Here is a 10,783-nt window from a genome sequence, read left to right on the forward strand (position 1 = left end):
TGGGCGTCCCCCAGGGCTAGCTGGGGCCCAGGGGGACGGTCATTGATGGGGTGCGTGGGTTAAAGCTTGAACTCGCGCGGGATGATGCCAGCTCCCAGGCCCAGGGCAAAGGCTGCATCGTGGGTGTAGGTAGCTTCACGTAAGCCCAGGTTGACCCCGGTTGCCCCGGCACGGCGCACATCGGTGGAGATACGCGGGAACTTCTTTGGGTTATCAGTGGTAGCGCTGACAATCATGGTGAAGGGCACCAGCGTGGCCCCGTGTGCCATCTCGTTTTCGGTCTGTTCTGCCTTTTGGATCAGCACGCGAGAGCGGGAGCCTCCCTTGCGTCCTTTCTGGTTGCCTTCATAGAGGGCATCGTTGACGGTGCTCAGGGCGATTTCGTGGCTCTTGTCCTGGGCTAGGGGCCGGTAGATAAGGGTCACGCGCTTCTTCTCTAGATTGGCATCAGGTGAGAGTAGAGCCCGGAGCGAATCTTCCATGAAGAGGGTGGCCGGGGGTTTCCACATCTGGAAGCTCTTGGTGTAGTAGTCCGAGTGCGCGTAGTAGTCCTTTTCGGCGTCCGCGTGAGTGGGCCCTGCTTCTTCCCAGCGCAGATTGGTGCCGCCGTCTGCCATGCGGGCAACGTCAATAGAGTGTGCCTGGCCGGGGTTGTAGGCGGAGTAGAAACTGTCAGTGATTGACTGGGCATCCATCAGGCGCACTGTACCGGCAGCGGCAGCTGAGAGGGTGTCTTTGAAGCTCTTGATAACAGTAGAGACCTCATCGGCTAGTTCGTCCTTGGTGCGCGCGGCAATGCCTTCTTCGCTCATGGCCCGAGCTGAAAAGGTCAGTGAGACGGTGTGCTCGATACGCGGTAGGGCCTGGTTTTCCAGTTCCAGTACCTCGTCCATGATTTCCCGAGCAGCTAGAGGTACTGGGGAGTCACCGGCGTAGGTGCGGTGCTTGGCCACGGCCAGGGGCAGGCGCATGCCGGAGTCTTTGGTGGAGACAACGGATGCGGCAACCTGGATGAGGTTGGCGCTGGTGCCTGCTTGTCGCTGGAATGCGGCCCACTGGGCTACCATGCCATCGACGAACTTTTGGTCTAGGAGCTGTAGACCGGGGGCGGCAACAGACATGAAGACGGTGCCGACCTCGCGCTGAGGATCCCAGAGCAGGCCAAAGGGCTCATGGAATGAGTCGATGTAGTCCGAGCATTCGGTGGTAGCCAGTACGCCCGGTAGACGGTAGGAGCCGTCGGGGGTATCGCCAGAGGGGCCGGGGCGGTAGGAGGTCAGGCCTTCCTTTTTTGCTTTGCGAAAGAGCTTTTTCATTTTCTTTTCCTGCCATTTGTAGCGTCCTGCAACCCCCTTGCGGAGGCGACGCAGGATGTAGATGCCGGAGATAGTGATGTAGATAAGTACTACCCACATGGAGTAGCGGGCCAGGGCGGGGATGAGGGAGAGGAGGAACCAAATGGCGAAGGCACTAAAGATGATGCCCACAGCTAGATTCGAGACCGCTTTGGGGATGCCAAAGAACCCTGAGTCTGGTGGGATGATGATGTTGCCGTAGCGGGTACGGGTTTCTTCTGTGGTACTCAATTTACTGGCCTGCTCCTTCTGGTCTGATAGCGCCTTCAGTTTCGTCCCCAATTACGCGGGTCATATCTTGCAGATACCGGGCGGCGTCGTGGGCGGATGTTCCCCCGCGTGGGCGGTAGGTGCTGTTGGTGGTGGTAGGTGCCCCGTTGGCGACGGGGGGTGCCGAGGATGAGCCGCCGTCTGAGTAGCTTGATGAGAGGCTGGCACCTGAGCTTGCAGAGGTATCGGAACCTGTTGAGGTGCCCGAGGCCTCAGCGGATGTTGCCCCGGTACTTGAGCTGGTAGAACCGGCAGCACCGTTTGCGGTAGAGCTAGAGCTAGTGTCTGAGTCGGCCCCACTAGCTGGCATCTGAGCGCTGGCACCTGTATCGGAGGCGCTAGCTCCTGCTGGATCAGAGGCGCTTGCACCTGCTGGATCAGAGGCGCTTGCACCTGCTGGATCAGAGGCGCTTGCACCTGCTGGATCAGAGGCGCTTGCACCTGTATCGGGGGCCTCGGTGCTTGCCCCACTCTGAGCCCCGGCTGGTTCAGTAGTAGAGCCATCGGGTACGGAGGCATCAGGTGCAGAGGCATCGGGTGCATAGGCACCGTCAGCTGAGTAGCTATCAGCACCGGCAGCATCAGCGTCACCGGCCCCGAGATTCGAACCAGCGGTATCAGCATCTACCCCTGGTGTGCCACCTGTTGCAGAGGCTTCATCGGCACCAAGTTCACCAGCACCGGTTGTTTCACCAGCACCAGCAGTAGTCGAACCGGCAGCGCCTGAGCCTTCTGCAGAGGCCTGGGATCCACCAGCAGCGAGCTCTGAACTTGCACCTCCAGCACCAGCACCTGCACTACTTGCTGCACTGGTGCCAGCTGTGGCCGTACTTGCGCCAGCAGCAGTACCACCGGCAGCACCGCCCGCCGCGCCGCCAGCAGCTCCACTGGCACCGGTAGCAGCAGCGGCAGGAGCCGCACCAGCACCAGCTGAGGCAGCACCGACAGCAGCCACGACAGCAGCGCCAACGGCAGCACCAGCAGCAGAAGCCATAAACCGGCCACCAGAAGAGCCAAGTACACCGGCCATAGGAGCAACCATCGAAACCAGCGAGGGTAATGAGAAGCAAGCAAGAACGATGACCATAAGCCCAGCAATCATGGACAGCGCCGGGTTCGAGGTGCCCTCAGTGGTGCTCAGATTCCCGCCAATGACCATAGCAACACCGAAACCGTAGATAATAGCGGCAGCTGGTTTGAAAGCAACGCAAGAGATAATCCAACCAACCTGTTTCCAAAAGGCCTTATTACCCTGAGCAGTGACAGAGGTAGCGGCTGTAATAGGAAGAAGTGCAGAGAGTACGGCCGCAGCAATATCTGTCCCCATAGCCATCATGGCCTGAATGATGGAAGCAAAAAGCATGAGCGGGCCGATGAAGAGGATGGACAGACCAGCCAGACCAACCACTGCGTTATCAAGGTTCTGAGGCAAAAGAGACATCAGCGAGGCCGCCTCATCGTGGGCAGCACTGACAATAGTCGTATAAGCCCAGGGGGCAAAAGCTGATGAGAAGCCCATCAGCAACTGAGTGCCGGGTATAGCTACGCCACCGGCGATAGCTACTCGCATCAGCCCCTCAATCAGCATGGAGGTATCTTCTTTTGAACCCTGTGAGCGGCCTACCCGAACGAAGCCAATAATGAGGCCGATGGTGCCAAGCATGGCAGCTAGAGGGCGGGTGGTGTCACTGATGGTACTGACCACCCCTGAGTTAGCGCTGGCCCCAACCGGGTCAATTTCAAGCCACCATCCACCGATGGTTTCGAGAATACCTACGAGCCAGCTATAGATGATCTGGACGAGAGTTTCAAACGCTTTGCCCAGTGCAGAGCTGGCAATAGCTTCAATGCCTTTGAATACTGGCCCAAAGACGCCGCTAAGAACATCTTTAATGAAGTCCATAAGCTCACCTTTCCTTTCTAGGGAGAAGAGCGGCGCTACCCCTGTCTGAGGTAGCGCCGCTCTATGTTTTCTGGTCTAGGAGCCAGAAATTTCAGGGCATTTTTTACATAAAGAAGTTGAAGATGGTGCCAGCCATACCGAGCATGGCAGCGCCAATCAGAGGCCAGACGGGAGCCTCGACACGTTCTTCTGCGTGCTGGCGGCGAGACTGGGCAGCCTTGACGATGCCGATGATGAAGAAGACCAGCAGGGCCATCATGCCGCCGTAGGCTACCCAGCCGATAACGGTGTTCAGGTTTTCTGCGCCGGGGAATGGGGTGGGGGTTACGTTCATTGGTATGTTCTTTCTATTCGTGAAGAAATGGTGATTTTGGGTGTAAAAATGCCCCTATCTGTAACCGGCCCAGTGTGTGGGGGTGTAGATAGGGGCAACTGCACCAGCGCGGTGCAGCAGTATGTTAGGAGCTTGCTACCTTGCTCAGGCTCTCTAGCGCCTTGCGGTAGCGGTAGGGCAACTTGGTCATGTCCTTGGGTTCTCGCAGGTCATTGACAAAGGGGATGCCCCAGCTGTGTTTGGTCATGCGAAGAGTTTTTTTGGCCTCCTTGATAGTGTCTTTTGAGAGCTTGGGCCGGTCTTCTACCAGCACGATTCCGATAATCTGCTGGCCGCTGGCAGTGGTGCCGGTGCGGAGTAGATTCTGGGCCTTGTAGAGGTGGTCAGCAGCTGTGGTGCTCACCAGAATGACCGCATCGCAAACCTGGTGATTCTCGCTCAGGGCACCGCGTGCGAAGCGAACCATCGTAGATAGCCCCACTCCCCCAGCTACCGGGTAGAGCCCAATGGACGATGAGCCAAAGCTGGGGGCTTCAAAGTGCTTGGACACGTCGTTATCGAATAACTCGCTAACGCCGATGTCCTCGACTTCTTCTTTCTTTGTAGGCGGTGCTACAAAGGGGTTAGCCGGGGCGGGTTTTTCCAGTACCGCTTGGCGGCGTGAGAAAACGGCCATGCTAATTCTCCTTTCGTAGGACGTAGAGCTTTGAGGGCACATCCTGGGCAGAGGGCTTGTACAGCACCACGGCCCTACCTTGGCTATCAACGTCAGCCGGGATAACAGGGGTAGCGGAGCTAGTAGCCCAGCTGGTGACATCGCCGGTGACGCTAATGCGCTGGGGGTCTGTGCCACGAGCCCAGGCATACCCGCCACCGTAAGAGGCGTTCGACCCAACATTCATTGCCTGGTTAGCGGCAACATCCACGAGGGTTGAGCCGGTCAGTAGCAGGTTACGGGCCAGGTCAACAGATACCTGTGTCTGGTTGTAATTACCCTTGACGGTGCGTCCGTTCTCCAAGGTGCCTGTCTCAGTGGCATCAGCTAGAACAATGACCTGTTCGCGTGACTCAGTATTACTAAAGGCAAAGGCCAGGTGATTATTGACCGATGCTATAAACCCCTGGTAGGTGTACCCACCAGGGGCTGGAATACTGACCGGAGCCGGTAGTTCAGGTGCATCCGATGAGATGAGCCATGCTTGGGTATCGACAGTTGAGACCATCCAGACGGTGCCACCGAAGACGGCGGCAGGGACGGAATCAGCTGGGGCGGTGAGCTTAGTCAGTTCACCATTAGAGTTAGGCACCCACACCGCGCCGGTGCTGGTAAAGACCGGCACACCTGACACCCAGTGCAAGGTAGCTTGCTGGGTGGGGCGGCTGATGGTGTGTAGTTCCCCTCCCAGGGTGCCGATAGCTGCTTGGGAGTTAGCCCCGCCAACGGCAATGATGTTCTCCCCTAACCCTGTCACGGTGGTGATGGAGGTGATGTCAAAGCCTACAGAGTGAGCTGAAAGCTGTACCCCATCAAGGGAGTTAGCGATTTTCAATTCGCCGTCCTGAGCGTAGAGCAATTTGTCTCCCACAATCAGCGGTGAGGCTGTGGTGGCCTCTAGGGAGTAGTCCGCGAACGTGTCCCATCCAGCTGGGGCAGAGACCGGCAGCTGTACCGGGGGTGGGGTGTAGATGGGTGCGGCTTCTTCCTGGCCGTTCTTCCATAGCACTGCCCCAATCATGGTTGCAACGCAGAGGATAAAGGCGATGATTGCTCCCCAGAGCTTAGGTGAAAGCCCCCCAAAGGTTTTACCATTGGAGGGCTTTGATTCTTGAGGGCTGGACTCTGGGAGCATCTGTAGCTCTGTGCCTTGATGATCCATCCACATCTTGTAGATGTTTTCATCGTCCATCGCTACGTTCACGCGCACGGGGTGATTGATACCGATGTCCTGGGCGATGGCACCGACGACCTGGGCAACCTGTTCGTTGCGGTAGGCTACTTGGGTTTCATCGGCCCATTGTTCTCTATCGTAGGAATGGGTGACGAGGGTAGAGCCAGGGGCTGAGGCGTAGAGCTGATGGTTCTCATCATCGACCTCTACCGTAATGACCGGAAAGAGCGGTAACTCTGGTGGTTTAGTTGCTGTGTCTTCGTTACTCATTGAAAAGTGCTCCCTGAGAATGAATCGACCAGGATTGAACCGTCATCAGCCTTTACGACAGTCACATCAAAGAAGCCGGTAGCTCTGCGCGGGCCGGTGGTGCCTGATGAGCCGATACGGATGATGGCTTTATCTGCCTGCGAGAAGTCAGTTGAACTAACTTCACGGACGATACCGCGTGTTCTCATGGCGTTGTTGGTGCCGTCAATCTGGGTTTTGAAGGTATCAGTGCCGTACTGCTGAATATGGAAGAGGTAGGAGGCGAAGTCCGCCGCTGCCCCGCGCCGTTCGACCCCCACAGCGGCGGCGGCAACAGCGATAGCGTTGTCCTGTTCTTCCACGCTCCAGTATTGGGTGTCAGCCTGGTAGGTCTCGATAGTGGCCTGCTGAGACTGGACGGTGCTTTCCAAAGAGGCGACGTTATCCTGTGTGGTCTTGAGTTCGGCCTGGGTCTTGGAGTAGCCGATGCCTAGCACCAGGGTGCTCAGGGCAAGCAGGGCGGTCAGCAGGATAAGGGCCCATGCTTTGATGGAGACTCGCTGCTTGAGGGGCTGCTGGTTCTCTGTAGTGGTGCTCATGGTGATTCCTTTCTACTGGTTGGTGTTGCCGTAGAGCATGCCGGTTTCGCTGCTCACGGAGTTAATCTGCATCCCGTTGATGGCCCATTGGCCGGGTTCTTCTTCAACGGCAGTGACAGTAGCTAGTGCGCGACCACCTTTGTATTCGTAGCCGTCTCGCCCTAGCCATGTCCACTCAACGATGACATCTTTAGCGTCAAGGCCTTCAGGCATCTGGTCTGCTTCTTCGGGAGCAAAGCTGAACCGAGGGAGGGTGTAGGCCTTGCTCTTGTAGACGGCCATGAAGTCAGCGTTCATTGAGTTGCGGACGTTAGGGTCTAGGGAGTTGTAGTATTCCTCGGTCAGCAGGGGCTTTGCACGGAGAATGGCTGCGGTGGTGTTGGGGTCAGCGGTACTGTCCCAGCAAAAGGCGATTTCAGTAAAGCCCTTGATAAGAGCCTCGGAATCTGACCTATCAACTGTGGCCGGGTCGGTGCAGCTACCTTCTGCAATATCATCAGCGGTACTCTCTGCTGTGCTAGTAGCACTGGATGTAGCCGTCACGGTAGAGGCGCTGGCGGATACTTGTGCCCCGGTGATAGCTTCGTCTACAGGTTCGGTGGCTTTGTCCTGCTGTTTGGGAGCTAGAAGGACGTAGGCCAGGATGATTGCTAGGGCAAAGGCGAGTGCTTTGACCCACCAGGGCAGGTTACTTACTTTTTGGGTGAGGTTGTTGGGATCTGGGGTGGTGGTTGGGGTGCTCATTCTAGCGGGGCTGCTCCTTTTTCTCGTAGGATCGGCAAGGGGTCGATGTTGTGGCCGTTATAGGGAACAGCCGGCACCGGAGATTCAGGATCGAACATTTCAAAGTGCAAGTGTGGGGCAAAGTTGTTCGGGCCGGCAGGGCCGCGGCCGCCTTCTATGCCAACGATGTCACCGCGCTTGAGGTTGTCCCCGATTGCTACATCCCAGCTATTGAGGTGGCAGAACATTAGCTGTAGTTTGGTCTCTGGCATCTGGCTGACAACACAACCGTATACGGGGTCGATGTTGACGATGGTTACGTCTGTGGGGGCAACAATTGTGGCACCGCCAGCACTACCGGCGCTACCGATGTCAATTCCTACGTGTTCGTCCATCCAGTCGGGGAAGCCGGGGCCCAGATCGCGCCAACCATAGCCGGAGGTGAGGTAACACCCAGGGCAGGGGGTTGTCCACTCGCCATCGCCTAAGTCGCCGTCCCAGGCTTTTGCTCCATCGACCTGTGAGCAGGTGGATGAGAAGTTGACCTGTGCACCGGAGGTAATGTTTTCAACGTAATGTTGCGTTTCACTGTAGGGCGGTATCCCGCCGTGGCTCAGAACAGCGCCAGGGCCAGCGTTATATGCCGCCAGTGCAAGTTTCACAAGTTGGTTAGCATCATCGCCAGCAAGAGGTTTCACCTGTTCTTTGAGTTGTTTCATGAGACGGCCTTGGGCTGCAATAGCAGCATGGGGGTCAAAGGGGTCTTCCCCCGGTGCGATTGCCTCCCAGGTGGAGGGGATGAACTGGGTTAGGCCTTTAGCGCCTTTTGGTGATACGGCGTTAGGATCCCAGTTTGATTCCTGTTGAATTTGTTTAGCGATAATCTCAACCGGTAGCCCTGCTTCTTCAGCTGCTTTTTCTACATCTTCTACATATTCAGCCGGGACGTTGATGAGGCCGTCTTTGTTTTCACTCGTGTTTGTTATTGATGGGCTGCATTTTGTTGAGGTTTTTTCGATGGGGGTAATGATAGTGGTGAAGACGCCAAAGAGTAGTGGCAGCAGGGCAGCGGTTCCAACCAGCATTGAGATGAGGACGCCTGCGCCTATGAGTAGTCCTTTGTTTTTCATTCGTTTCTCCTGGTTTATCCGATACTGGTGAGCTGGAGACCTCTACCGAAGTGTCTATCAAGACGGTCTAATAGCTGGGTGTAAGCGTGCCAGGGGGTGATGTCCTGGTTGATGGCGTTGGAGCTAACGAGGCTGTGGCAGCTGGTGCAGATGGGGCTACGGTTGCCTGTGTTGGGTTGGGTGATGGTGGTGAGTTTGGTGGTGCTGGTGCAGAGGGTGCAGCGGGTGGGGGCTTTAGCCATAGTGTGCTCTTTCATCTACGTTTGTGGGGTTCGTAGAGGTATATGCACTTAGCTGGTGGTTTCGGCGGGCTGTTGCTGTGGTTTTTTAGAATCCTTTGCAGCCAGGCTTCATATCGTATCGTGTGATTTCATGTCATATCACATGGTTTTATATTTCATCACTTCACAGCACATCACACGCCATCACAGCATGTCAGATATACGCAAACACAGAACCACATAACACCACATGAAACGATGTGATATGACATGGAATGATGTTATGTATGAACAGCAAGTCCCCTATCAATCACCAATTTGGCCACTGACAGCATCTTGAGGGTCTGGTTGTAGTAGTCCCGACTCAGGGAGTGGGAGATGCCTAGCTGTTCGCCCAGGGCGGCCACCGCAGAGGCATTCAGGTCTGTTCCGGTAGCTATCATCGAGACCAGTACGCTAAAGCCAGCAGGCAGGTTAGCCTCCTTACCCGGCAGACAGTCGAGCAAGTCTTCGACAGTAACAGCCTCAGTGCCGCCCTGGGCAGCTAGCCGTTCATGAGCATCCAGCGCACGGTGGATAACCTGAGCCAAGCGCACAGTGTTGGCCTGATTATCCCGCAGGGTCTTTGGGGCGATACCCAGAGCCCTGGAAGCGGCCGCTACGTTGCCATCAAAGGCTAGAACGATTTTCAAGGTGCGCTCTAGGTGGGCGGGGTTTTCCATGATTGCCGAGAGGATGCCCATGATGTGGTGCAGGCGAGCGTAGTTGCCGTCTTCTTCGATGATGCCGTCTGCAATGTCTTGTTCAATCAGGGAGAGGGTTTCGCTGATGCCGATGGTGGCTAGGTGGCTGTAGGTTTCATCGTGGTGGGCTTCGGTGAGTTTTTTGCGCTGGTAGGTTTTGACTTCTGTGATTGCTACAGCTCGGATCCAGGGGCCAAAGGGGCCTTTGGTGGGGTCGTAGGAGTCAAGGCGCTGGTGTGCCGCTAGCCAGGTGTTTTGGTGGACGTCGTGGGCGTCGTGGGCGGGGCAGGCGCTGGTGAGGCGGGCTCGGATGAGGTAGATGGTGTTCTGCCAGTCTTCGAGCATTTGGGGTGTCCAGGCGCGGGCGGCACCGGTTTGTGTATGAGTCATGATTGTTCTCTTCGGGGTTGATGTTTTCGGTGGTAGTGCTCTGCTGGTGCGGGTGAGTGATGGGGCAGGGCGCGAACCGATTTAGGGGCATTCTTTAGGCGGCTGAGGTTTTGGCTTGGCGGCGGGCGCGTAGCTGGTCTCGCAGGGCTTTACCAGCCTCAACGTCTGCGGGGGTCTCGGGGCTGATGGTGGTTAGTGCGCCGGTGGCTTCTTTGAGGCACAGGGGGCAGTGGCCGGTGTACTCACGGGTGTGTACCTGGCAGAAGGCAACTGGTGCTGAGGGCAGCTGGGCTGGTGCGGCAGCTGGTTGGGTTTCTTGGGCGGTGTAGCGTTCGATGTTGGCCAGGGCAGTGAGTGCTTCGATGCCGCCAGGTTCGTTGCCGATGGCACGGATGCAAAAACCTACAGGGTTCTGCACTTGCTTGCCTCGGCGCTCTTCACGGCTAACGAGCAGGCGCATGATGGCATCGAGGGTTGGGCCGTCCACGGTGTCGAGCATGCCGGGGGTGGTGCGGTTGATTGCAGTTCGTAGCTGGAGCTGGGCGACTTCTGCGGGCATGGCCCCGATGGGCTGGGCCGGGTGGTTTTTCAAAGTCTGGTTCGCTTCAGTCAGTCCGTCAGTCATTTTTTCTCGCGCGCCTGTACTTGAGGTGACTGACTGATTGATTGATTGATTAATATCAGTCAAAAGATTTCCTTTTAACGCGCGCGTCGCGCACGCGGTTCCTATTAAGGCACTTTTTTGCTCTACCGGCAGAATCTTGTTTCCTACCGGCACTGTGGTGCCGGTAGGTGACGGGATTTTGCCGGTAAGTCTTGCCTTACCGGCATTTTTTGCCGGTAAAGCCTGACTAGGTGAAACGTTATTTTGCTGAAAGTTATCCACAGACCGACCCTCTCTACCGGCATTTTTTGCCGGTAAAGCCTGACTAGGTGAAACGTTATTTTGCTGAAAGTTATCCACAGACCGACCCTCT

Annotated in this window: 11 protein-coding genes; all 11 read right to left on the minus strand. The window is 56.6% G+C overall.

Going from position 1 to position 10,783, the window contains the following annotated elements:
- Window positions 1–59: 59 nt before the first annotated feature.
- Window positions 60–1,586: an SCO6880 family protein gene (locus ACEE09_RS05020; protein ID WP_449082641.1), complete on the minus strand. Its 1,527-nt coding sequence runs from the start codon at window positions 1,584–1,586 to the stop codon at window positions 60–62.
- 1 nt (window position 1,587) lies between these two features.
- Window positions 1,588–3,528, minus strand: a complete 1,941-nt coding sequence (locus tag ACEE09_RS05025) for a hypothetical protein (protein WP_449082642.1) — start codon at window positions 3,526–3,528, stop codon at window positions 1,588–1,590.
- Between the two features lie 103 nt (window positions 3,529–3,631).
- Window positions 3,632–3,862: a hypothetical protein gene (locus tag ACEE09_RS05030; RefSeq protein ID WP_449082643.1), complete on the minus strand. Its 231-nt coding sequence runs from the start codon at window positions 3,860–3,862 to the stop codon at window positions 3,632–3,634.
- A 124-nt stretch (window positions 3,863–3,986) separates the two neighbouring features.
- Complete coding sequence (locus ACEE09_RS05035) at window positions 3,987–4,538, minus strand: DUF6668 family protein (RefSeq protein ID WP_449082645.1); 552 nt, start codon at window positions 4,536–4,538, stop codon at window positions 3,987–3,989.
- A 1-nt stretch (window position 4,539) separates the two neighbouring features.
- Window positions 4,540–6,021 (minus strand): hypothetical protein, encoded by a 1,482-nt coding sequence (locus ACEE09_RS05040; protein WP_449082647.1) that lies wholly within the window; start codon window positions 6,019–6,021, stop codon window positions 4,540–4,542.
- Complete coding sequence (locus ACEE09_RS05045; protein ID WP_449082649.1) at window positions 6,018–6,599, minus strand: hypothetical protein; 582 nt, start codon at window positions 6,597–6,599, stop codon at window positions 6,018–6,020. The genes ACEE09_RS05040 and ACEE09_RS05045 overlap by 4 nt, the downstream gene beginning before the upstream one ends.
- Window positions 6,600–6,611: 12 nt before the next feature.
- The gene (locus tag ACEE09_RS05050; protein ID WP_449082651.1) at window positions 6,612–7,343 is read right to left on the minus strand and encodes a hypothetical protein; all 732 of its coding nucleotides are present in this window, start codon (window positions 7,341–7,343) and stop codon (window positions 6,612–6,614) included.
- On the minus strand, window positions 7,340–8,452 hold the full coding sequence (locus ACEE09_RS05055) for a transglycosylase SLT domain-containing protein (protein WP_449082653.1): 1,113 nt from the start codon (window positions 8,450–8,452) through the stop codon (window positions 7,340–7,342). The genes ACEE09_RS05050 and ACEE09_RS05055 overlap by 4 nt, the downstream gene beginning before the upstream one ends.
- Window positions 8,453–8,466: 14 nt before the next feature.
- Window positions 8,467–8,694: a hypothetical protein gene (locus ACEE09_RS05060; RefSeq protein WP_449082655.1), complete on the minus strand. Its 228-nt coding sequence runs from the start codon at window positions 8,692–8,694 to the stop codon at window positions 8,467–8,469.
- 260 nt (window positions 8,695–8,954) lie between these two features.
- Window positions 8,955–9,806, minus strand: coding sequence for an RNA polymerase sigma factor (locus ACEE09_RS05065; RefSeq protein WP_449082657.1), 852 nt, complete (start codon window positions 9,804–9,806; stop codon window positions 8,955–8,957).
- A gap of 94 nt (window positions 9,807–9,900) precedes the next feature.
- Window positions 9,901–10,431 carry a hypothetical protein gene (locus ACEE09_RS05070; protein WP_449082659.1) on the minus strand — a complete coding sequence of 177 codons (531 nt, stop codon included), beginning with the start codon at window positions 10,429–10,431 and terminating at the stop codon, window positions 9,901–9,903.
- Between the last annotated feature and the right edge of the window lie 352 nt (window positions 10,432–10,783).

It is taken from the genome of Rothia sp. 88186D007BW (assembly GCF_053544215.1).

Excerpts from the sequence above, each read along its gene's own strand:
- ACEE09_RS05025 (WP_449082642.1), bottom strand. The coding sequence starts at position 3,528 with ATGGACTTCATTAAAGATGTTCTTAGCGGCGTCTTTGGGCCAGTATTC.
- ACEE09_RS05030 (WP_449082643.1), bottom strand. The coding sequence starts at position 3,862 with ATGAACGTAACCCCCACCCCATTCCCCGGCGCAGAAAACCTGAACACC.
- ACEE09_RS05035 (WP_449082645.1), bottom strand. The coding sequence starts at position 4,538 with ATGGCCGTTTTCTCACGCCGCCAAGCGGTACTGGAAAAACCCGCCCCG.
- ACEE09_RS05040 (WP_449082647.1), bottom strand. The coding sequence starts at position 6,021 with ATGAGTAACGAAGACACAGCAACTAAACCACCAGAGTTACCGCTCTTT.
- ACEE09_RS05045 (WP_449082649.1), bottom strand. The coding sequence starts at position 6,599 with ATGAGCACCACTACAGAGAACCAGCAGCCCCTCAAGCAGCGAGTCTCC.
- ACEE09_RS05050 (WP_449082651.1), bottom strand. The coding sequence starts at position 7,343 with ATGAGCACCCCAACCACCACCCCAGATCCCAACAACCTCACCCAAAAA.
- ACEE09_RS05055 (WP_449082653.1), bottom strand. The coding sequence starts at position 8,452 with ATGAAAAACAAAGGACTACTCATAGGCGCAGGCGTCCTCATCTCAATG.
- ACEE09_RS05060 (WP_449082655.1), bottom strand. The coding sequence starts at position 8,694 with ATGGCTAAAGCCCCCACCCGCTGCACCCTCTGCACCAGCACCACCAAA.
- ACEE09_RS05065 (WP_449082657.1), bottom strand. The coding sequence starts at position 9,806 with ATGACTCATACACAAACCGGTGCCGCCCGCGCCTGGACACCCCAAATG.
- ACEE09_RS05070 (WP_449082659.1), bottom strand. The coding sequence starts at position 10,431 with ATGACTGACGGACTGACTGAAGCGAACCAGACTTTGAAAAACCACCCG.